This is a genomic window from Streptomyces sp. NPDC017890, from assembly GCF_044328675.1.
Taxonomy (GTDB): domain Bacteria; phylum Actinomycetota; class Actinomycetes; order Streptomycetales; family Streptomycetaceae; genus Streptomyces.
The window spans coordinates 187,143-207,342 of sequence record NZ_JBIRHU010000012.1; the positions used below are offsets into that span (position 1 = coordinate 187,143).

The window sequence follows — 20,200 nt, forward strand, 5'->3', positions numbered from 1 at the left end:
ACGGAACCCATGAGCAGCAGCACCGTCATCACCAACATCGCCACGCTCGTCACCAACGACCCCTCCCTCGGCGACCACTCCCCGCTCGGTCTGGTCCGGGACGCGGCCGTCGTCATCGACGGCGACCGTGTCGTGTGGACCGGTGAATCAAGCAAAGCACCCGCCACTGACAACCGGGTCGACGCCGGTGGCCGGGCGGTCCTCCCCGGCTTCGTCGACTCCCACTCCCACCTCCTCTTCGCGGGCGACCGCACCGAGGAGTTCAACGCCCGCATGTCCGGCCGCCCCTACAGCGCCGGCGGCATCCGCACCACCGTCGCCGCCACCCGGGCCGCGAGCGACGCGGAACTGGAGGCCGGGCTCATCCGTTACCTCGAAGAGGCCCTGCGCCAGGGCACCACCACCTTCGAGACCAAGTCCGGCTATGGTCTGACCACCGCCGACGAGTCCCGCGCCCTGCGCGTCGCCGCCCGCCACACCGACGAGGTCACCTTCCTCGGCGCCCACATCGTCGCCCCCGAACTCGCCGACGACCCGGCCGCCTACGTCGCCCTGGTCACCGGCGAGATGCTCGACGCCTGCGCCCCGCACGCCCGCTGGATCGACGTGTTCTGCGAGAAGGGCGCCTTCGACGGCGACCAGGCCCGCGCGATCCTCACCGCCGGCAAGGCCAAGGGCCTGCACCCCCGCATCCACGCCAACCAGCTCTCCTACGGCCCCGGTGTCCGACTGGCCGTGGAACTCGACGCCGCCAGCGCCGACCACTGCACGCACCTCACCGACGCCGACGTCGACGCCCTCGCGAACAGCCGCACGGTCGCCACCCTGCTCCCCGGTGCCGAGTTCTCCACCCGTGCCCAGTGGCCGGACGCCCGGCGCCTGATCGACGCCGGCGTGACGGTCGCGCTGTCCACCGACTGCAACCCGGGCTCGTCGTTCACGTCCTCCGTGCCCTTCTGTGTCGCGCTCGCCGTACGGGACATGGGGATGACGCCGGACGAGGCGGTCTGGTCGGCCACCGCGGGCGGCGCGGCGGCCCTGCGCCGCGACGACATCGGCCGCCTGGCCCCGGGCGCGTACGCCGACCTGACCCTCCTGGACGCCCCGAGCCACGTACACCTGGCCTACCGGCCCGGTGTCCCGCTGGTCGCCGGGGTGTGGCGGCGGGGCGTACGTAAAGTGTGATCACACGGAGCGCCGGCAGGACGGAAACGGGGACGGGGCGGGGACGGATGGCGAAGCGCTGGTGGGTGCCGTTCCTGGTGAACCTGCTGCTGGGCGTTCCGGCCGTGGTGCCGATCTGGCTGGTCTGGTACCTGGTGGCGAACTGGCCGCTGGCGGAGCTGGGGTGGACCACGCGCGAGCCGACGGAGAACGACGGCATGGCGCTCTGGCTCGTGATCGTCGTCCCCGTGGTCCTGGCGTTCGGCCTGGTCTGGCGGCTGGCCAACGCGCCCCTGCGGCACCGGACGGCCCTCGCCCCGCGCTCGTTCTGGCTGCTGTGCGCCCTGGTTCCGTTCCTGCCGACGGCCGTACTGATCGCCATGTGAGCGGTACGGCACCACCCGAAGGGGGGCGGCCCGATCTCGGACCGCCCCCCTGGAGGGCAAGCGCCACCCGGTGAGGACTACTCCTCGACCGTGAGTCCCTTGCGCAGCCGTACGAGGGTCCGCGACAGCAGGCGCGAGACGTGCATCTGGGAGATGCCGAGTTCCTCGCCGATCTCCGACTGGGTCATGCCCGCGACGAAGCGGAGCGAGAGGATCTTCCGGTCACGGGACGGCAGTTCGGCGATCAACGGCTTCAACGACTCGACGTACTCGATGCCCTCGAGCCCGTGGTCCTCGTAGCCGATGCGGTCGGCCAGCGCGCCTTCGGCGTCGTCCTCCTCCGGCTGGGCGTCCAGCGAGGAGGCGGTGTAGGCGTTGGACGCGGCCATGCCCTCGACGACCTCGTCCTTGGACAGCCCGAGGTGCTCGGCCAGTTCGCCCACCGTGGGGGCGCGGTCGAGGCGCTGGGCCAGCTCGTCGCCGGCCTTGGCCAGATCGAGCCGCAGCTCCTGGAGGCGGCGCGGGACGCGCACGGACCACGAGGTGTCGCGGAAGAAGCGCTTGATCTCGCCGATGATCGTCGGCATCGCGAACGTGGGGAACTCCACGCCGCGGGACATCTCGAACCGGTCGATCGCCTTGATCAGGCCGATCGTGCCGACCTGGATGATGTCCTCCATCGGCTCGCTGCGCGAGCGGAAGCGGGAGGCGGCGAACTTGACCAGGGCGAGGTTGAGCTCGACGAGCGTGTTGCGTACGTACGCGTACTCATGGGTGCCTTCCTCCAGCGACTCCAGCCGCTCGAAGAGGGTCTTGGACAGCACCCGGGCGTCCGCCGGAGCGACCTCGTCGTAAGCGGGGATGTCCGGAAGCCCGGTGAGTGTGCCGTCGTGGTCGACGGCCGCGTCAGGGCGCTCGATGGGATCCAGATGTTCCGGAGGGAGTGTCGACGTCGCTTCTTGGGTACGCGATCCGTCGAGCCGGGGTGACATGATGTCCTCCATCGTTCTCGGCATGCGGCTGCCGAAGCCAATTACGTGCACTGCGGTGTGCGGCGCCTCCAAAGCCGGCCGTGTCGGTTTACGTGTCCTACTAGCCCTACCGGGTTTACCGAGCCCACCGCAAGTGTGTTCTGTGCGAGTATGTCCGTTTATGTGCGGTTGTCGGGTGTCGGAGTGCGGCGGGAAGGCGTAGTGTTCGAGGGCGTCAGCAAGCAGTCACGACCTCGGGAGAGAGAAACGGCATGGACCGCGGGACGGTCGGCAGTGCCCAGTCGGGCCGGCTGCTGGTGGAGGTGCGGGAAGAGGGCCCCAGTGCCGTCGTGACACCGGCGGGTGAGTTGGATCACCACACCGCCGATCTGTTGCGTGAGCCACTGGAGGACTGTCTCACCAAGGGATTCAACCGGCTGGTCGTCGACTGTTCGCGTCTGGAGTTCTGTGACTCCACAGGACTCAACGTCCTGCTCGGCGCGCGGTTGAAGACGGAGGCCGCGGGGGGCGGTGTGCACCTGGTGGCCATGCAGCCCGTAGTGGCCCGCGTGTTCGAGATCACGGGGGCCGAAGCTGTCTTCACCCTCCACGACACGCTTGAGGCCGCCCTGTCCGACGCGTCCGGCTGAGCCGATCCTTGTCCGGCCGACGAGGGATCTCCTGCGCTCCCTGGGGCACGCGTTTTCGCCCCGCCCTGTGTTTCGTGCCGAATACAGGGGTGTTCGGACGGCCCGGTCGGGCAGGAGACCCCCTGAACCGACTGTGTAAGACGTTGAAACGTGAACTGGTGAATCGGTGAGGTGAAGCGCTGATGAGCACCACCCGGCCCTGCTCGCCGGGCGACCGCGGTCCGGAGCCCAGCGGCGCTTCCGGGGCGTCCGAGGGGGGCGCGCTCGGTACCGGGGAGCCCGAGGAGGGCGTGCCCGCGGGGCAGGCCGCCGTGATCGGGCAGTCCGTGCCCTCGGCTCCGTCCGCGTCCGCGGACGCGGCTCCGTCCGGGTCCGTGGACGCGGGTGGCGGAGGGCGGCAGGACCGCAGGCTGAGATTCGACGGCCAGAGCGGGGTGGTACCGCTCGCCCGTGACTTCACCCGCCAGGCGCTGTACGCCTGGGGCTGGCTGCCCTCCGCCACCGCGGACCAGCGTGCCGCCGCCGAGGACGTACTGCTCGTGGTCTCCGAGCTGGTCACCAACGCCTGCCTGCACGCCGAGGGGCCGGACGAGCTGTGGATCACCTGTGAGAAGAAGGTGATCCGGCTGGAGGTCTCCGACCGCGGTACGGGGCAGCCCGCGCCGCGCACCCCGCACCGGGCCGGGCGCCCCGGCGGACACGGCATGTTCATCGTGCAGCGGCTGTGCCTGGACTGGGGCGTGGTGCGCACGCCGGGGGTCGCGGGCAAGCGGGTCTGGGCCGAGCTGGGGGCGCCGGCGTAGGCGTGTGCCTGCGGTGGCCTGCGGCGCTCTCGCGGGCCCTTTCCCGCCCACCGTCTCGGTCGGCCCAGGGGTGGGCGCCCCAGGAGCTCCGCCCCGGGCCCCGGGCTCTGCCCCGACCCCTTACTCCTGGGCCCCGCCCAGGACCTCCTTGGCGGGGAGTGCGTCCCCCGGCACCCCTTGCTCCCGGGGCTTCGCCTCATCACCCAGCCGGGGCTGCATCCCCCGCACCCCATGCTCCTGGGGCTTCGCCTCATCACCCAGCGGGGACTTCGTCCCGCACCCTTGCGAGCCCGCCTCCCGGATCCGGGTGAGGCTCCTCTCCGTACGCCCCGCGGGCGCCACTCCCGGCCGAGGGCACTTCGGGCACCTCCGCGTACGGCGACTCGGACACCCCCGAAAACGCCCGGAGGGCCACCGCATCCACCGGGATGCGATGACCCTCCGCGGGCAGGAACCGCCAGGCCGGGCAGGCCTCACCTCAGCGGACGTCGCCCATGAGCTCCTTGACGCGCTTGCGGTACATCCACACCGCGACACCGGCGAACACGGCGAGCGCGGCCTCCGCGGCCACGATGCCCGTCTTGTTCAGGTTGACGCCGGCGATGGAGAGCAGGCCGGTCGTGGCGTCACCGGCGGTGACGGCCAGGAACCAGACGCCCATCATCTGCGAGGCGTACTTCACGGGCGCCATCTTCGTGGTGACCGACAGGCCGACCGGGGAGAGCATCAGCTCACCGCAGGTCTGGACGAAGTAGATCGCCACCAGCCACAGCGCGGCCGCCTTGTGGCCGCCGTCCGCGATGGCCAGCGGGGCCAGGAAGAGGAAGAAGGACGCGCCGACCAGGACCAGACCGAAGGAGAACTTGACGATCGTGCTCGGTTCCTTGCCGCGCCGGGCGAGCGCCAGCCACACCGTGGCGAAGACCGGGGCCAGCGCCATGATGATGACCGGGTTGACCGACTGGAACCAGGAGACCGGGAACTCCCAGCCGAAGACACTGGTGTCGGTGGAGGAGTCCGCGAAGATCGCCAGGGTCGAACCGCCCTGGTCGTAGATCATCCAGAAGACGGCCGCGGCGACGAAGAACCAGATGTACGCGGACATCTTCGACTGCTCGGCGCGGTCCAGGTCCTTGTCGCGCTTGATGCGGGTCAGCACCAGAACCGGGATGATCACGCCGAGCAGGGTCAGCGGGACCAGGATCCAGTTCAGGGTGTAGGTGCCGGAGAAGCCGACGATCGCGTAGAAGACGACGGCGAGGGCGGCCCAGAACGCGGCCTTGCGCAGGGTGGAGGTCTTCTCCGCCGCCGACAGGGGCTTCGGGACCACGCTGGAGTGCGGCGCCAGGTGGCGGCTGCCGAGCAGGAACTGGACGACGCCCAGACCCATGCCGACCGCGGCGAGCGCGAAGCCCAGGTGCCAGTTGACGTTCTCACCGATGGTGCCGATGATCAGCGGCGCGGCGAAGGCACCGAGGTTGATGCCCATGTAGAAGACGGTGAAGCCACCGTCCCGGCGCGGATCGTCGGGGCCGCTGTAGAGCTGGCCGACCATCGTGGAGATGTTGGCCTTCAGCAGACCCGAGCCGATGGCGACCAGACCGAGGCCCGCGAAGAACGTGCCGGAGGACGGCAGCGCCAGCGTGAGGTGGCCGAGCATGATCACGCCACCGGCGACGGCGACGGTCTTGCGGGGTCCCCAGACGCGGTCGCCGAACCAGCCGCCCGGCATCGTGAGCAGGTACACCAGCGAGAGGTACACCGAGTAGATCGCGGTCGCGGTGCCGGCGTTCATGCCGAGACCGCCGGGGGCCACCAGGTACAGCGGGAGCAGAGCCCTCATGCCGTAGTAGGAGAAACGCTCCCACATCTCGGTCATGAAGAGAGTGGCCAGTCCGCGGGGGTGGCCGAAGAAGGTCTTCTCGGATCCGGGGGTGCCCGGAGAGACCGAGTCCTTCGTCAGGCTGGACGCCATGGTCGATCCTTGCTGGTCGGGACGCGCTCATGAGGCGATGCGCGCCCGGTGGGGGAGGCGGCCGGCACCGGCGGCTCTTCACCCGTCCACCCCACGCCTGAGGGATTCCGCTCCGGATCACGAAGCGGTGGACGGCGGCCACCGGGATCCACGCCTCCGCGCGCGTCACTGCACGCGTTGAGGCCCGGCCACAGGTCATTCCTTTCAAGGCCGGCCGTGGGGGCCGGCCCGCACACAAAAGAGACCCTCAGCGTCGAACTGTCGCCAAAGGGTCCCCTGGGTGCTACAGGCGCTGATTCACCATACGGCAGGACACCGCCCGGTATGGAAGGACTTGAGACGCGGATCACAGGTGAGACTGGAACCGCGAACGATCTTTCGAAGGTCTGTCACAGGATGTCACCTCACAGCCGCAGGTTCGCACGCGGGGTCGACGGGGCGGGTCGCGCGGCGGATGCCCGGCTTGTCCGTAGGTGATCCGCGGGTGTTCCGCGGCTGGGAGGCCCTCGGGCCGATCACACCCCGGGCGCTGCTCCGAGCGGACTACCATCAGCTCATGACCCGTGTACTGCTCGCCGAGGACGACGCGTCCATCTCGGAGCCGCTGGCCCGCGCACTGCGCCGGGAAGGGTACGAGGTCGAGGTGCGTGAGGACGGTCCCACCGCCCTCGACGCCGGCCTGCAGGGCGGCATCGACCTGGTCGTGCTGGACCTGGGCCTGCCGGGCATGGACGGGCTGGAGGTCGCCCGCCGGCTGCGGTCCGAGGGCCACGCCGTGCCGATCCTGATCCTGACCGCGCGTGCCGACGAGGTGGACACCGTCGTCGGTCTGGACGCGGGTGCCGACGACTACGTCACCAAGCCCTTCCGTCTCGCCGAGCTGCTCGCCCGGGTCCGCGCCCTGCTGCGGCGGGGCGCCGTCGAGCCCCCGCAGCCGCCCGCCACGCACGGCGTGCGCATCGACGTCGAGTCGCACCGGGCCTGGATGGGCGAGGAGGAGCTCCAGCTCACCGCCAAGGAGTTCGACCTGCTGCGGGTGCTGGTGCGCGACGCCGGGCGGGTCGTCACCCGCGACCAGCTGATGCGCGAGGTCTGGGACACCACCTGGTGGTCGTCGACCAAGACCCTCGACATGCACATCTCCTGGCTGCGCAAGAAGCTGGGGGACGACGCGGCGAACCCCCGCTACATCGCCACCGTGCGCGGCGTGGGATTCCGTTTCGAGAAGAATTGAGCCACCGAGAAGAGCTGAGCCAGCGAGAAGCTCTCAGGGCCTGCCCGGGTAAGAGGACATGCGCCGTCGCCTGATCCAGTCCACGCTCGCCGTGGTGCTCGTCGTGATCGCCGTGTTCGGCGTCTCTCTCGTGATCGTCGAGACCCGGACGATCAGCAGCACCGCCCAGGAACGGGTCGACCTGGAGGCGGTGCGGCTGGCCAGCATCGTGGACAGCCGGCTGCTCGGCACCGGATCGGTCGACGCCAAGTTCCTGCGACAGCAGATCCGGGACGCCCGGTATGCCGAGATCCGGATCCCCGGCAAGCCGGTCATCGAGGTCGGCACCCGGCCGACCGGTGAGGTCATCCGGGGCACGGCCACCGGCGAGGAGGGCGAGACGGTGCTCGTCGAGGAGCCGAGCTCCTCGGTGACCCGTGAGGTCGGCCGGACCCTGCTGATCATCGGCCTGGTGGCGCTGCTCGCGGTGGTCGCCGCGGTGCTGCTGGCGATCCGGCAGGCCAACCGCCTCGCCTCCCCGCTCACCGACCTCGCCGAGACCGCCGAACGCCTGGGCTCCGGCGACCCGCGCCCCCGCCACAAGCGGTACGGCGTCCCCGAGCTGGACCGTGTCGCGGACGTGCTGGACTCCTCCGCCGAGCGCATCGCCCGGATGCTCACCGCCGAGCGCCGCCTGGCCGCCGACGCCTCCCACCAGCTGCGTACGCCGCTGACCGCGCTGTCCATGCGGCTGGAGGAGATCACCCTCACCGACGAACCGGAGACGGTAAAGGAGGAGGCGACGATCGCGCTGTCGCAGGTGGAGCGGCTGACGGACGTCGTGGACCGGCTGCTGACGAACTCCCGCGACCCGCGCAGCGGCTCCGCCGTCACCTTCGAGCTGGACGACGTCATCCAGCAGCAGATCGACGAGTGGCGCCCCGCCTACCGCAGCGAGGGGCGGGCGATCGTCAGTTCCGGCAAACGGCACCTGACGGCCGTGGGCACCCCGGGCGCCGTGGCACAGGTGCTGGCCGCCCTGATCGAGAACTCCCTGATGCACGGCGGCGGCACGGTGGCGCTGCGGACCCGGGTGACCGGCAACCAGGCGGTGGTCGAGGTCACCGACGAGGGGGTCGGCGTCCCGGGCGACCTGGGGGCGCGGATCTTCGAGCGGGCGATCAGCGGGCGGAACTCCACGGGCATCGGACTGGCCGTCGCCCGCGACCTCGCCGAGGCCGACGGCGGACGGCTGGAGCTCCTCCAGGGCCGCCCCCCGGTGTTCGGCCTGTTCCTGTCGCGCACGCCGCCGCCGAAGAAGTCGTCCGGTGACTCGGGGGGCACGGTGCGCTAGGGCTAGGGCTAGGGCTAGGGCAGGCCCTGGGCCGCGCGGTCAGCGCTGTGTCGCGGGGGCGTCGTCCGGGGTGCGTACCGCGGTCGGCTGCTCGTGCTCCAGGAAGGTCTCCGCCCGTGTCACCGGCTCACGGGCCGGCAGGGCGCGGAAGACCCAGGAGCGGTACGACCAGAAGCGGAAGAGCGTGCCGATGCCGATCCCGAGGAACTTGAAGATGTTGCTCTGCAGCGGGCTGTCCCAGCCGAAGCCGTACGTCGCCGTGTAGAGCACGCCGTTCTCGATCACCAGCCCGACCGCGCTGAACAGCAGGAACAGCGACATCTCACGGGTCCGGCGGCTCTTGTCGCGGTCCCGGTACGTGAAGTAGCGGAAACCCAGGTAGTTGAAGACGATCGCGACGACGGTCGCGAGGATGCTGGCCCGCACCACGTGGAGGTCGGTCACGTGCCGTATCAGGTTGAAGGCGAGGAGGTTGACGAGAACCCCGGCGCCGCCCACCGCGCCGAACTTCACGACCTCCCGGACCAGCCGGTCGATCCGCTCCCGCAGCGCGCCGCGGGTCGCCGGGGGCGTCGGGGGAGCCGTATGAGCACCCGAGGAACCATGTTCCATGGTCGTGCAGGCCCCCGTCCATCGGTTGGCGTCAATCCGTTCATGCTAACCACCCGGACGCGCGATCTTCCTGCGGACGGACGCCGGGTGACGGGAAAGGCGGCTCCGGACCCCGGGGAAACGGCCGGTAAACAGGTGGGCCCCGTGCGGCCGATACGCTAGGGGTGTGACGTTCCCGGTAGTCGGCATGGTCGGCGGTGGCCAGCTCGCTCGTATGACACACGAGTCGGGCATCCCGCTGGGCATCAGGTTCAAGCTCCTCAGTGACACCCCTCAGGACTCTGCGGCGCAGGTCGTGAACGAAGTCGTCGTCGGCGACTATCGCGACCTGGACACGCTGCGCGAGTTCGCGCGCGGCTGTGACGTGATCACCTTCGATCACGAGCACGTGCCGACCGAGCACCTCAGGGCCCTGGAGGCGGACGGCATCCCCGTCCGCCCCGGCCCCGACGCGCTCGTGCACGCCCAGGACAAGGGCGTGATGCGCGCGAAACTCGACGCGATCGGCGTGCCCTGCCCGCGTCACCGGATCGTGCGCGATCCGGCCGACGTGGCCGCCTTCGCCGCGGAGGGCGACGGATTTCCCGTCGTCCTCAAGACGGTCCGCGGCGGGTACGACGGCAAGGGCGTGTGGGTGGTGGGCTCCGTCGAGGAGGCCGCCGAGCCCTTCCGCGCCTCGGTGCCCGTGCTGGCGGAGGAGAAGGTCGACTTCGTCCGCGAGCTGGCCGCCAACGTGGTCCGCTCCCCGCACGGCCAGGCGGTGGCGTACCCCGTCGTCGAGTCGCAGCAGGTCAAGGGCGTCTGCGACACGGTGATCGCGCCCGCCCCCGACCTCGACGGGACCCTGGCGCTGCGGGCCGAGGAGATGGCGCTCAGCATCGCCAAGGAACTGGACGTCGTCGGCCACCTCGCCGTCGAGCTGTTCCAGACCCGCGACGGCCGCATCCTCGTCAACGAACTGGCGATGCGCCCGCACAACTCCGGCCACTGGACGATGGACGGCGCGATCACCTCGCAGTTCGCCAACCACGTCCGCGCCGTCCTCGACCTCCCCCTCGGTGACCCGCGCCCGCGCGCCGAGTGGACGGTCATGGTCAACGTCCTCGGCGGCGACTATCCGGACATGTACTCCGCGTACCTGCACTGCATGGCCCGCGACCCCCAGCTGAAGATCCACATGTACGGCAAGGACGTGAAGCCCGGCCGCAAGGTCGGCCACGTCAACACCTACGGCGACGACCTGGACGACGTGCTGGAGCGCGCCCGTCACGCTGCCGGCTACCTGAGAGGGACGATCACCGAATGAGCCCGGTAAGCCCGGCCGTGGGCATCGTCATGGGGTCGGACTCCGACTGGCCCGTCATGGAGGCCGCCGCCAAGGCGCTCGACGAGTTCGAGATCGCCTACGAGGTCGACGTCGTCTCCGCGCACCGCATGCCGCACGAGATGATCGCGTACGGCGAGCAGGCCGCCGGCCGCGGCCTGAAGGCGATCATCGCCGGCGCCGGGGGCGCCGCCCACCTGCCCGGCATGCTCGCCTCCGTCACCCCGCTGCCCGTCATCGGTGTACCGGTGCCGCTGAAGTACCTCGACGGCATGGACAGCCTCCTGTCCATCGTGCAGATGCCGGCCGGGGTGCCCGTCGCCACCGTCTCCGTCGGCGGCGCCCGCAACGCCGGGCTGCTGGCCGCGCGGATGCTCGCCGCCCACGACGAGGAGCTGCTGGGCCGCATGCGCGAGTTCCAGCAGGACCTCAACGACCAGGCCACCGAGAAGGGCAAGCGCCTGCGCACCAAGGTCGAGGGGTCGGCGGCCTTCGGATTCGGGAAGTAGACGTCCATGACTTCATCGGACTCATCTGCTTCACCGGACTCACCGGACTCACCGGACTCGCCGGACTCATCGGCTTCACCGGCCGCACTGGACCGGGCCCGGGAGCTGCTGCGCGAGTTCCCCGTCGTCGACGGCCACAACGACCTGCCCTGGGCGCTGCGCGAGCAGGTCCGCTACGACCTCGACGCCCGTGACATCGCCGCCGACCAGTCCGCCCACCTGCACACCGACCTCGCCCGGCTGCGGGCCGGCGGCGTCGGCGCGCAGTACTGGTCGGTGTACGTCCGCTCGGACCTGCCCGGCGCGCTCACCGCGACGCTGGAGCAGATCGACTGCGTACGGCAGCTCATCGACCGCCACCCGGGCGAGCTGCGGGCCGCGCTGACCGCCGCCGACATGGAGGCCGCGCGCGCCGAGGGCAGGATCGCGTCGCTGATGGGCGCGGAGGGCGGGCACTCCATCGACAACTCCCTCGCGGCGCTCCGCGGGCTGTACGCGCTCGGCGTGCGCTACATGACCCTCACCCACAACGACAACGTGGCGTGGGCGGACTCCGCGACCGACGAGCCGGGCGTCGGCGGCCTGTCGGCGTTCGGCCGCGAGGTCGTGCGGGAGATGAACCGCGAGGGCATGCTCGTCGACCTCTCGCACGTCGCCGCGACGACCATGCGGGACGCGCTGGACACCTCCACCGCGCCGGTGATCTTCTCGCACTCCTCCGCACGGGCCGTCTGCGACCACCCGCGCAACATCCCGGACGACGTGCTGGAGCGGCTGCCGGCCAACGGCGGCATGGCGATGGTGACGTTCGTGCCGAAGTTCGTGCTCCAGGCGGCCGTGGACTGGACGGCCGCCGCCGACGACAACATGCGCGCGCACGGCTTCCACCACCTCGACAGCAGCCCCGAGGCGATGAAGGTCCACGCCGCCTTCGAGCAGCGCGTCCCGCGCCCGGTCGCCACGGTGTCCACGGTCGCCGACCACCTCGACCACATGCGCGAGGTCGCGGGCGTCGACCACCTCGGTGTCGGCGGCGACTACGACGGCACGCCCTTCACCCCCGACGGCCTCGGCGACGTCGCCGGCTACCCGAACCTCATCGCCGAACTCCTCGAGCGCGGCTGGTCCCGGGCCGACCTGGCCAAGCTCACCTGGAAGAACGCGGTCCGGGTGCTGGGCGCCGCCGAGGACGTGGCCCGGGGGCTTCAGGCGACGCGGGGACCGTCCAACGCGACGCCGGCGGAGCTGGACGGCTGAGCCGTCCCCTTCCACGGGAGCCGTGAGGGCGGGGCAGTCGGTGTATCCGGTCGCCCCGCCCACGTAACCTCTCGCCGCCGAACGCGCCCGCATCGACCGGGCCATCGCCGACCTGCTCCGCTCCCGGGACACCCTGGACGAGGTGATCGACGCGGCCCGGGGCCGACCTCCCCCGAACGCCCCACCCACCAGGAACGGGTTTCCGCTCCGTGCGACGGTGACCGTAACGCACGACGACCGTACGGAGCCCGCCATGGCAGACCTCCAGGACGACCTGCACACCCGCACCGATGCCGGCGGACTCGACGACCTGCCCGTGCCGCCTGCCGCGGAGGCCTACCCGCCGGAGGCCTACGCGCTCGTGTCCGACCCCGACGACGAACCGCTGACCCGTGCCCTCGCCGTACTGGCCGCCCACCCCGTCGCCGACGGCTACAGCGGCCTGCCCCGGAGGCTCAAGCACCTGCCCTGGTACGACCTGGAGGCCGGCGAGAGCATCGTCGACACCGACCTGCCGCGGCTGCGCGAGGGCCGGGTGGGCGCGCTGTTCTGGTCGCTGCACCTGCCCGAGGCCATCGACGGCGACCGGGCGGTGGGCGCGACCCTGGAGCAGTTGGACCTGGTCCGGATGGTCGTGCGGACCCACCCGGAGGGGCTCCGTCTGGCGTACGACGCGGGACAGACCATCGACGCGCGCAACTGCGGCCGGGTCGCCGTGCTGCCCGGCCCCGCCGGCGCCGCCGCGATCGGCGACTGCCTCGGCATCCTGCGTTCGCTGCACGCCCTCGGTCTGCGCGTGCTGACGCTGACCGGGGCGACCTGGGCGAGCGAGGCGGGGCTGACCCGGTTCGGCGAGGAGGTCGTCCGCGAGATGAACCGGCTCGGCGTCGTCGCCGACCTCTCCGGCGCCTGTGCCGAGACCGTCCGCCGTACCTTCGCCGTCTCCAAGGCGCCGGTGCTGTGCACCCGCTCCGCCGCCCGCGCCCTGCGCCCGCACCCCGCCAACCTCCCCGACGACCTGCTCGTCGAGCTGGGCGACGCCGGAGGCCTGTGCATGGTGCCGCTGACCGCCGAGCAGACCGGCCCGACCGTCCGGGACGTCGCCGACCACCTCGACCACGTCCGCACGGTGGCCGGTCCGCAGAGCGTCGGCCTGTCCGGCACCTACGACGCCGGCACCGCCCACCCGCTGGAACTCGGCGACGCCTCGTGCTACCCCCGGCTCATCGCCGAGCTGCTGCGACGCGGCTGGGACGAATCGGACGTGGCCCTGCTGACCTGGGGCAACGTCCAGCGCGTACTGCGGGGGGCGGCCTTCACCGCGCGGGCGGCGGCGCTGCGCCGGGAGCCGTCGACGGCGACGATCGCCGAGCTCGACGGCTAGCCGTCACGCGTGCGAGCCCGACGGCCGGCCGTCACGCGTGTTCGATCCGGCACAGGCAGAACGGATGCCCCGCCGGATCGGCGTACACCATGAAGTCCTTCTTCTCCCGGTCCTCCAGGTCCAGCGGCCGGGCACCCAGCGCGAGCACCTTCTCGTGCGCCGCGTCCATCTCCTCCCACGTCGCCCCGCCGTCGAAGTCGAGGTGGAACTGCTGGGCGTCGCGGTCGGAACGCGGCCACTGCGGCGGGGTGAGCCCCGGCACCCGCTGGAAGGACAGCCGCGGCCCTCCGGGCACCTGGAGCACCACCCAGTCGGGGTCCTGCTCCTCGGGCGTGCCGCCGCCGACCCGCGCGTAGAAGCGGGCCAGCTCGCGGGGCTCGGGACAGTCGACGACGACGGAACGGAAACGTGCCACGGGTGCCATGGGGGGAACCTCCCGGTGTTGGCGGTCCGGTCCCTGCTCAGCAGGCGCAGAGGCAGAACGGGTGCCCGGCCGGGTCGGCGTAAACCCGGAAGGTCCGGGCCCGGTCCTCCGCGTCCAGCGGCCTGGCGCCCAGCTCCAGCACGGCCTTCTCCGCCGCGTCCAGGTCCTTCACGTCGAGGTCGAGGTGGAACTGCTGCGCGCCGTCGGGTCCGGGCCACTTCGGAGGTACGTGGCCGGGGGAGCCCTGGAAGGCCAGCGTCCGCCCGCCGGGCAGCTTCAGTTCGACCCACTCGTACTGGTCGTCGCTCTTGTCCTCGACGGTGCCGCCGAGCACGTCGGCGTAGAAGCGGGCCAGTGCGTGGGGGTCGGGACAGTCCAGGACGACGACGCCCAGTTCGGCGACAGCCATGACTTCCTCCTCGAGTTCTACGGTCCTCGGTTACCAGTGGAGTACGGGTAACCGGTAACGGTTACTGCATGCTGCCCCACTGGCGGTAACGTCGCAAGCATGAGTGAGAGATCGCCCGCGCCGGGAGGACTGGAGCTGGTCCGGTCCCTGGTGAACACGCTGGACATCGAAACGGGCGCCGACTCGCTGGACACACCGGAGGGCCGGGCACGGTTCGGCCTGACGGAGGACGACGTCCCCAAAGCCCGCGAGTTGCGCGAGTCGCTGCGCGCGACCCTGCTCGCCCACGCCGGCCATCCGCCGCACCGCACGGTGACCCCGCTCTGCGAGCTGCTCGCCGGGGCCCCGCTGGTGGTGATCGTCGACGCGGCCGACGGCTCCGCCGCCCTCGCCCCGGCCGGGGACGACTCCCTGCCCGCCCGCGTCGCCGCCGCCGTCGCCGAGGCACTGGTCGCGGGCACCTGGACCCGGCTGAAGGCGTGCGAGGCCGCCGACTGCCACTGGGCCTACTACGACCGCAGCCCGGCCGGACGCGGGCGCTGGTGCTCGATGCGGGTGTGCGGGGCCCGCGCCAAGATGCGCCGGTACCGCGCCAAGGGAGCGTGATCGACACGGAGTTCACCGGCCGGGGCGCCGCCCCGTGGTGCAGAATGCAACGGACGCCGGTTCGGCCGACTGAGCCTCGGCCGAACCGGCGTCACCGTTCGTCGGGAACGGGCTACGCGGTCGGCCGGCCCATCGCCCGGTACGTCCAGCCGGCCTTCCGCCAGACCTGGGCGTCCAGGGCGTTGCGCCCGTCGAGGATCACCCGGGCCGCCACGGCCTCGCCCAGCGCCTCCGGGTCCAGCTCGCGGAACTCCCGCCACTCCGTCAGGTGCAGGACGACGTCGGCACCCCGCACCGCCTCCAGCGCGGAGTCGGCGTAGCCGAGCGTCGGGAACAGCCGCCGGGCGTTCTCCATGCCCTTGGGGTCGTACACCGTCACCTGGGCGCCCTGCAGGTGGACCTGCCCGGCGACGTTCAGCGCGGGCGAGTCCCGTACGTCGTCCGAGTCGGGCTTGAAACTGGCGCCGAGCACCGCGACCCGCTTGCCGAGGAAGGGACCGCCGCCCAGCGCCTGCCGGGTCAGCTCCACCATCTGGCCGCGCTGGCGCATGTTGATCGAGTCGATCTCGCGCAGGAACGTCAGCGCCTGGTCGGCGCCCAGCTCACCGGCGCGCGCCATGAACGCCCGGATGTCCTTCGGCAGACAGCCGCCGCCGAACCCGATCCCGGCCCGCAGGAACTTCTTCCCGATCCGGTCGTCGTACCCGATCGCCTCCGCCAGCTTGGCGACGTCGCCGTCCGCGGCCTCGCACACCTCCGCCATCGCGTTGATGAAGGAGATCTTGGTGGCGAGGAAGGAGTTCGCGGAGGTCTTCACCAGCTCCGCCGTGGGGAAGTCGGTGACGACGAACGGCGTACCCTCCCCGACCGGCGTCGCGTACACCTCGCGCAGCAGCTTCTCGGCCCGCTCGCTGCGCACCCCGACCACGATCCGGTCGGGATGCAGCGTGTCCTTGACGGCGAAGCCCTCGCGCAGGAACTCCGGGTTCCAGGCCAGCTCGGCGTCGGCGCCGGCCGGCGCGTGTTCGGCGAGGTAGCGGGCCAGCCGGTCGGCGGAGCCCACGGGCACGGTCGACTTGCCGACGACGAGCGCGGGGCCGGACAGGTGCGGCGCCAGCGAGGCCAGCGCGGAGTCGACGTACGACATGTCACAGGCGTACTCGCCGTGCTTCTGCGGCGTGTTCACGCACAGGAAGTGCACGTCGCCGAAGGCGGCGGCCTCGGCGAAGTCGGTGGTGAAGCGCAGCCGCCCGCTGGACCCCTCGATCCCGGCGACGTGCCCCCGGAGCAGTTCCTCCAGCCCCGGCTCGTACATCGGGACCTGGCCCCGCTGGAGCATCTCGATCTTCTCGGGCACCACGTCCAGGCCCAGTACCTCGAAACCGAGCTCTGCCATGGCCGCCGCATGGGTCGCGCCGAGATAACCGGTACCGATCACGGTGATCTTGAGGGCCATGGGTGCTCCAGAGGTGTACGGCAGGCGTGCGCGCCCGAGCATATCCGGGGCATGGGAAAGCGCCTCGACGGGCAGGTTTCCCGCTGTCGTCAAGCTCACCTATCCACCACCGTGGAGGGAGCATAAAATTCGGAGTTACTTAACGGTAGTTAGCGTCAGCACCACTGCGTTTTGGAGCGTGAGAGACCTTGGCCGGATCGGCTGACTTCGACCTGTACCGCCCGTTGGAGGAGCACGACATGCTCCGGGACGCCGTCCGCTCCCTGGCCGAGGCGAAGATCGCGCCGCACGCCGCCGCGGTGGACGAGGAGGCCCGCTTCCCGCGGGAGGCCCTCGACGCGCTGACCGCGAACGACCTGCACGCGGTGCACGTCCCCGAGGAGTACGGCGGCGCGGGCGCCGACGCCCTCGCCACGGTGATCGTCATCGAGGAGGTGGCCCGCGTCTGCGCCAGCTCCTCCCTCATCCCGGCCGTGAACAAGCTCGGCTCCCTGCCGGTGATCCTCTCCGGCTCCGAGGCGCTGAAGAAGAAGTACATGACCCCGCTCGCCAAGGGCGACGGCATGTTCTCCTACTGCCTCTCCGAGCCCGACGCGGGCTCCGACGCGGCCGGCATGAAGACCAGGGCGGTCCGCGACGGCGACCACTGGATCCTGAACGGCGTCAAGCGCTGGATCACCAACGCGGGCGAGTCGGAGTACTACACGGTGATGGCCGTCACCGACCCCACCAAGCGCTCCAAGGGCATCTCCGCCTTCGTCGTCGAGAAGTCCGACGAGGGAGTCTCCTTCGGCGCCCCGGAGAAGAAGCTCGGCATCAAGGGCTCCCCGACACGCGAGGTCTACCTCGACAACGTCCGCGTCCCCGCCGACCGCATGATCGGCGAGGAGGGCACCGGCTTCGCCACGGCGATGAAGACGCTGGACCACACCCGCATCACCATCGCCGCCCAGGCCCTCGGCATCGCCCAGGGCGCCCTCGACTACGCCAAGGGCTACGTCAAGGAGCGCAAGCAGTTCGGCAAGCCCATCGCCGACTTCCAGGGCATCCAGTTCATGCTCGCCGACATGGCCATGAAGATCGAGGCGGCCCGCCAGCTGACGTACGCCGCCGCCGCGAAGTCGGAGCGCGGTGACGCGGACCTCACCTTCCAGGGCGCGGCGGCGAAGTGCTTCGCCTCGGACGTGGCCATGGAGGTCACCACGGACGCGGTCCAGCTCCTCGGCGGCTACGGCTACACCCGTGACTACCCGGTGGAGCGCATGATGCGCGACGCGAAGATCACGCAGATCTATGAGGGCACGAACCAGGTCCAGCGCATCGTCATGGCGCGCAACCTGCCGTAACGGCAGCCGGCTCGTCGAGACCGAGGGGCGCCCGGCGCCGGGCTACGGCCGGCACCCTCCCCGACGGCTCCGCCCGCCGGCACCCGGCATGGCCTGGGGGACGGCGGGCGGGGCGGTCCCCGGGCGCGCTCGACGGCGACTACGCCGTCCGCCGCGACGGTGGCGTCGGCTACCTCCATATCGCCCTGCGGGACTGGGGGTACACCGAGGCCAAGACGGGCGCGGGCGGCCCGTCCGACGACCTCTGCGTGCCGGACCCCGGGGCGAGGACCCCCGCGTCGACTGCGTACGCGAGGGGCTGCCCGGTGGGCGGGTGCTGACGATCTGGCGGCACCCGGCCGGGCAGGCGGCCGGCACACCGTCCTGGGGCGAGGCGGTCAGTCCTCGTACCCCTCCGCCACCCGGCGCTCGCGCAGCTCCATGATCGCGCGGCGGCGGGCCAGGCGGTGGGTGCGGCGGATCTGGGCCTCCTGGTAGCGGCGCTTGTCCTTCCCGGTCTCCGGGAGGACCGGCGGGACCGTGCGCGGCCTGCCGTCCGCGTCGACCGCGGCGAAGACCAGGTACGCCGAGCCGACCTGGGTGGCCGGCGTGGACTCGTTCCAGCGTTCGGCAAGGACCCGGACGCCGACCTCCATGGAGCTGCGGCCGGTCCAGTTGACCTGGGCCTTCACATGGACGAGGTCGCCTACGCGGACCGGTTCGAGGAACGCCATCTCGTCCATGGACGCGGTGACGGCGGGGCCGCCGGAGTGCCGTCCGGCCACGGCGCCCGCCGCGTCGTCGACGAGCTTCATGATCACTCCGCCGTGCACCGTGCCCAGAAGGTTGGTGTCGCTGTGGGTCATGATGTGGCTGAGGGTGGTGCGGGAGGCCGAGGTCGGCTTGCCCGGGATCTCCGGAGTCGCCGACTGCGAGGTCGAGGCCTGTTCTGCCTGGTCTGTCATGGCCTCCACCTTATGCCGGGACGACATCCGAGTAATTTGTGTCAGCTTCGCAACAGCACTGACCTATTTTCCGACGACCCTTGTATGGTCCGTGGCGCGGACCTGCACACTGGTGCGCATGACTGATTGGCCCGAGGCATCGACCGGTGACAACCGCGGCGGCCGGTACGGACGCGGCAGCGCGAGCGCGCGGCCCGAGAGCGCCCGCGTGATGCGGCAGGTCCGCCGCGGCCAGGCGCCGCCGCCCGGCCCGGGCCCGTCGGCACCGCCGTACGGCGCCGGCATCCCGCAGCAGCCGTCGTACGTCGACGGCCAGGGCCACGGCGGGCAGGACGGGTACGACAGCGGCTACAACACCGGCCAGGTCTACGGCACCCCCGGCGGCCGAGGCCCCGGCGCCGGCCCCGGCGGGCGCGGCCCGGGCCGGCCCGCGCCCGACTGGCGCCGCCGGATCAAGTGGACCGCGGTCACGGTGGTGACCGCGCTGGTCGTGACCACCGTCGGCACCTACTTCTGGGCCGACTCCAAGCTCAACCGCGAGGTCGACCTGTCCAAGGTCATCGAGCGGCCCGGAGCCGGCGAGGGCACGAACTACCTGATCGTCGGCTCCGACAGCCGCGAGGGCATGACCGCCGAGCAGAAGAAGGACCTGCACACCGGTTCCGCCGAGGGCAAGCGCACCGACTCGATGATGATCCTGCACACCGGGGACAACGGGTCGACGCTGATCTCGCTGCCCCGTGACTCGGACGTGGAGATCCCGAGCTTCGTCGGCTCCGAGTCCGGCAAGAAGTACGAGGGCACGGGCCGGCGCGTGAAGCTGAACGCCGCGTACGCGGAGGACGGCCCCGAGCTCCTGGTGCGCACCGTCGAGCACAACACCGGGCTGCGCCTGGACCACTACGTGGAGATCGGCTTCGCCGGCTTCGCGAACATCGTGGACGCGGTCGGCGGCGTCGAGATGGACATCCCGCAGGACATCAAGGACCCCAAGTCCGGCGCGGACCTCAAGAAGGGCAAGCAGACCCTGAACGGCGAGGACGCCCTGGCCTTCGTCCGCACCCGGTACGCGCTGGCCGGCTCCGACCTGGACCGGACGAAGAACCAGCAGAAGTTCCTGTCGGCGCTGGCGAGCCAGGTGGCCACCCCGTCGACGGTCCTCAACCCGTTCAAGCTGTACCCGACCATGGGTGCGGGCCTGGACTCCCTCATCGTCGACAAGGACATGGGCCTGTTCGACCTGGCGAGCATGTTCTGGGCGATGAAGAGCGTCAGCGGCGGCGACGGCACGTCGATGAACATGCCGGTGTCCGGCAGCGTCGGCGGAAACCTCAAGTGGGACGACGCCAAGGTGAAGCAGCTGGTGGAGCAGCTGAAGAACGACGAGAAGGTCACCGTCTCCGGCAACTGAGA

The 20,200-nt window shown here is 71.1% G+C and carries 20 protein-coding genes; 13 read left to right on the plus strand and 7 right to left on the minus strand.

Annotated features, from left to right (window positions below):
• Positions 1–9 precede the first annotated feature (9 nt).
• Both hutI and ACH4F2_RS18070 read left to right on the plus strand, forming a co-directional pair.
• Positions 10–1,185 (plus strand): imidazolonepropionase, encoded by a 1,176-nt coding sequence (gene hutI / locus ACH4F2_RS18065; protein WP_398133677.1) that lies wholly within the window; start codon positions 10–12, stop codon positions 1,183–1,185.
• A gap of 47 nt (positions 1,186–1,232) precedes the next feature.
• A complete protein-coding gene (locus ACH4F2_RS18070; protein WP_398133678.1) occupies positions 1,233–1,550 on the plus strand; it encodes a hypothetical protein in 318 nt (105 codons plus the stop codon).
• Between the two features lie 77 nt (positions 1,551–1,627).
• Here ACH4F2_RS18070 and ACH4F2_RS18075 read toward each other — a convergent pair whose 3' ends face one another.
• Entirely contained in the window at positions 1,628–2,554 is a 927-nt protein-coding gene (locus ACH4F2_RS18075; RefSeq protein ID WP_398133728.1) for an RNA polymerase sigma factor SigF, read from the minus strand.
• Between the two features lie 239 nt (positions 2,555–2,793).
• Between ACH4F2_RS18075 and ACH4F2_RS18080 the strand changes: the two genes are divergently transcribed.
• Both ACH4F2_RS18080 and ACH4F2_RS18085 read left to right on the plus strand, forming a co-directional pair.
• Complete coding sequence (locus ACH4F2_RS18080; RefSeq protein ID WP_398133679.1) at positions 2,794–3,171, plus strand: STAS domain-containing protein; 378 nt, start codon at positions 2,794–2,796, stop codon at positions 3,169–3,171.
• 182 nt (positions 3,172–3,353) lie between these two features.
• Complete coding sequence (locus ACH4F2_RS18085) at positions 3,354–3,974, plus strand: ATP-binding protein (RefSeq protein ID WP_398133680.1); 621 nt, start codon at positions 3,354–3,356, stop codon at positions 3,972–3,974.
• 478 nt (positions 3,975–4,452) lie between these two features.
• Here the strand turns inward: ACH4F2_RS18085 and ACH4F2_RS18090 are convergent, their stop codons facing one another.
• Entirely contained in the window at positions 4,453–5,949 is a 1,497-nt protein-coding gene (locus ACH4F2_RS18090; RefSeq protein ID WP_398133681.1) for an oligopeptide:H+ symporter, read from the minus strand.
• Between the two features lie 556 nt (positions 5,950–6,505).
• Between ACH4F2_RS18090 and ACH4F2_RS18095 the strand changes: the two genes are divergently transcribed.
• Both ACH4F2_RS18095 and draK read left to right on the plus strand, forming a co-directional pair.
• Complete coding sequence (locus ACH4F2_RS18095) at positions 6,506–7,183, plus strand: response regulator transcription factor (RefSeq protein ID WP_030191398.1); 678 nt, start codon at positions 6,506–6,508, stop codon at positions 7,181–7,183.
• Positions 7,184–7,241: 58 nt separating this feature from the next.
• Positions 7,242–8,516: a two-component system sensor histidine kinase DraK gene (gene draK, locus ACH4F2_RS18100; RefSeq protein ID WP_398133682.1), complete on the plus strand. Its 1,275-nt coding sequence runs from the start codon at positions 7,242–7,244 to the stop codon at positions 8,514–8,516.
• Between the two features lie 39 nt (positions 8,517–8,555).
• Here the strand turns inward: draK and ACH4F2_RS18105 are convergent, their stop codons facing one another.
• Positions 8,556–9,128, minus strand: coding sequence for a GtrA family protein (locus ACH4F2_RS18105; protein ID WP_398133683.1), 573 nt, complete (start codon positions 9,126–9,128; stop codon positions 8,556–8,558).
• 166 nt (positions 9,129–9,294) lie between these two features.
• On the opposite strand from ACH4F2_RS18105, the gene ACH4F2_RS18110 reads away from it, so the two are divergent.
• The 4 genes from ACH4F2_RS18110 (at position 9,295) to ACH4F2_RS18125 (ending at position 13,602) form a co-directional block, all read left to right on the plus strand.
• Positions 9,295–10,434: a 5-(carboxyamino)imidazole ribonucleotide synthase gene (locus ACH4F2_RS18110; protein WP_398133684.1), complete on the plus strand. Its 1,140-nt coding sequence runs from the start codon at positions 9,295–9,297 to the stop codon at positions 10,432–10,434.
• A complete protein-coding gene (gene purE, locus ACH4F2_RS18115; protein WP_398133685.1) occupies positions 10,431–10,961 on the plus strand; it encodes a 5-(carboxyamino)imidazole ribonucleotide mutase in 531 nt (176 codons plus the stop codon). The genes ACH4F2_RS18110 and purE overlap by 4 nt, the downstream gene beginning before the upstream one ends.
• A 6-nt stretch (positions 10,962–10,967) precedes the next feature.
• A complete protein-coding gene (locus ACH4F2_RS18120; protein ID WP_398133686.1) occupies positions 10,968–12,218 on the plus strand; it encodes a dipeptidase in 1,251 nt (416 codons plus the stop codon).
• A 253-nt stretch (positions 12,219–12,471) separates the two neighbouring features.
• Positions 12,472–13,602 carry a dipeptidase gene (locus ACH4F2_RS18125; RefSeq protein WP_398133687.1) on the plus strand — a complete coding sequence of 377 codons (1,131 nt, stop codon included), beginning with the start codon at positions 12,472–12,474 and terminating at the stop codon, positions 13,600–13,602.
• A gap of 31 nt (positions 13,603–13,633) precedes the next feature.
• Here the strand turns inward: ACH4F2_RS18125 and ACH4F2_RS18130 are convergent, their stop codons facing one another.
• Both ACH4F2_RS18130 and ACH4F2_RS18135 read right to left on the minus strand, forming a co-directional pair.
• Positions 13,634–14,026, minus strand: a complete 393-nt coding sequence (locus ACH4F2_RS18130) for a VOC family protein (RefSeq protein ID WP_398133688.1) — start codon at positions 14,024–14,026, stop codon at positions 13,634–13,636.
• Positions 14,027–14,063: 37 nt separating this feature from the next.
• Positions 14,064–14,435, minus strand: a complete 372-nt coding sequence (locus ACH4F2_RS18135) for a VOC family protein (RefSeq protein WP_398133689.1) — start codon at positions 14,433–14,435, stop codon at positions 14,064–14,066.
• Between the two features lie 99 nt (positions 14,436–14,534).
• On the opposite strand from ACH4F2_RS18135, the gene ACH4F2_RS18140 reads away from it, so the two are divergent.
• Positions 14,535–15,041, plus strand: coding sequence for a CGNR zinc finger domain-containing protein (locus ACH4F2_RS18140; RefSeq protein ID WP_398133690.1), 507 nt, complete (start codon positions 14,535–14,537; stop codon positions 15,039–15,041).
• Between the two features lie 112 nt (positions 15,042–15,153).
• Here ACH4F2_RS18140 and ACH4F2_RS18145 read toward each other — a convergent pair whose 3' ends face one another.
• Positions 15,154–16,497 carry a UDP-glucose dehydrogenase family protein gene (locus tag ACH4F2_RS18145; protein ID WP_398133691.1) on the minus strand — a complete coding sequence of 448 codons (1,344 nt, stop codon included), beginning with the start codon at positions 16,495–16,497 and terminating at the stop codon, positions 15,154–15,156.
• A 188-nt stretch (positions 16,498–16,685) separates the two neighbouring features.
• Here ACH4F2_RS18145 and ACH4F2_RS18150 point away from each other — a divergent pair, with 188 nt between their 5' ends.
• Positions 16,686–17,843, plus strand: coding sequence for an acyl-CoA dehydrogenase (locus ACH4F2_RS18150; RefSeq protein WP_398133692.1), 1,158 nt, complete (start codon positions 16,686–16,688; stop codon positions 17,841–17,843).
• A 377-nt stretch (positions 17,844–18,220) separates the two neighbouring features.
• Here ACH4F2_RS18150 and ACH4F2_RS18155 read toward each other — a convergent pair whose 3' ends face one another.
• Entirely contained in the window at positions 18,221–18,787 is a 567-nt protein-coding gene (locus tag ACH4F2_RS18155; protein WP_398133693.1) for an acyl-CoA thioesterase, read from the minus strand.
• Between the two features lie 118 nt (positions 18,788–18,905).
• On the opposite strand from ACH4F2_RS18155, the gene ACH4F2_RS18160 reads away from it, so the two are divergent.
• On the plus strand, positions 18,906–20,198 hold the full coding sequence (locus ACH4F2_RS18160; RefSeq protein ID WP_398133694.1) for an LCP family protein: 1,293 nt from the start codon (positions 18,906–18,908) through the stop codon (positions 20,196–20,198).
• Positions 20,199–20,200 lie beyond the last annotated feature (2 nt).

Coding starts and splice junctions, on each gene's coding strand:
- ACH4F2_RS18120 (WP_398133686.1), top strand. CDS start 10,968: ATGACTTCATCGGACTCATCTGCTTCACCGGACTCACCGGACTCACCG.
- ACH4F2_RS18075 (WP_398133728.1), bottom strand. CDS start 2,554: ATGGAGGACATCATGTCACCCCGGCTCGACGGATCGCGTACCCAAGAA.
- ACH4F2_RS18085 (WP_398133680.1), top strand. CDS start 3,354: ATGAGCACCACCCGGCCCTGCTCGCCGGGCGACCGCGGTCCGGAGCCC.
- ACH4F2_RS18160 (WP_398133694.1), top strand. CDS start 18,906: ATGACTGATTGGCCCGAGGCATCGACCGGTGACAACCGCGGCGGCCGG.
- ACH4F2_RS18070 (WP_398133678.1), top strand. CDS start 1,233: ATGGCGAAGCGCTGGTGGGTGCCGTTCCTGGTGAACCTGCTGCTGGGC.
- ACH4F2_RS18135 (WP_398133689.1), bottom strand. CDS start 14,435: ATGGCTGTCGCCGAACTGGGCGTCGTCGTCCTGGACTGTCCCGACCCC.
- ACH4F2_RS18140 (WP_398133690.1), top strand. CDS start 14,535: ATGAGTGAGAGATCGCCCGCGCCGGGAGGACTGGAGCTGGTCCGGTCC.
- ACH4F2_RS18095 (WP_030191398.1), top strand. CDS start 6,506: ATGACCCGTGTACTGCTCGCCGAGGACGACGCGTCCATCTCGGAGCCG.
- ACH4F2_RS18080 (WP_398133679.1), top strand. CDS start 2,794: ATGGACCGCGGGACGGTCGGCAGTGCCCAGTCGGGCCGGCTGCTGGTG.
- ACH4F2_RS18090 (WP_398133681.1), bottom strand. CDS start 5,949: ATGGCGTCCAGCCTGACGAAGGACTCGGTCTCTCCGGGCACCCCCGGA.
- purE (WP_398133685.1), top strand. CDS start 10,431: ATGAGCCCGGTAAGCCCGGCCGTGGGCATCGTCATGGGGTCGGACTCC.
- ACH4F2_RS18145 (WP_398133691.1), bottom strand. CDS start 16,497: ATGGCCCTCAAGATCACCGTGATCGGTACCGGTTATCTCGGCGCGACC.
- ACH4F2_RS18125 (WP_398133687.1), top strand. CDS start 12,472: ATGGCAGACCTCCAGGACGACCTGCACACCCGCACCGATGCCGGCGGA.
- hutI (WP_398133677.1), top strand. CDS start 10: ATGAGCAGCAGCACCGTCATCACCAACATCGCCACGCTCGTCACCAAC.
- ACH4F2_RS18155 (WP_398133693.1), bottom strand. CDS start 18,787: ATGACAGACCAGGCAGAACAGGCCTCGACCTCGCAGTCGGCGACTCCG.
- ACH4F2_RS18130 (WP_398133688.1), bottom strand. CDS start 14,026: ATGGCACCCGTGGCACGTTTCCGTTCCGTCGTCGTCGACTGTCCCGAG.
- ACH4F2_RS18105 (WP_398133683.1), bottom strand. CDS start 9,128: ATGGAACATGGTTCCTCGGGTGCTCATACGGCTCCCCCGACGCCCCCG.
- draK (WP_398133682.1), top strand. CDS start 7,242: ATGCGCCGTCGCCTGATCCAGTCCACGCTCGCCGTGGTGCTCGTCGTG.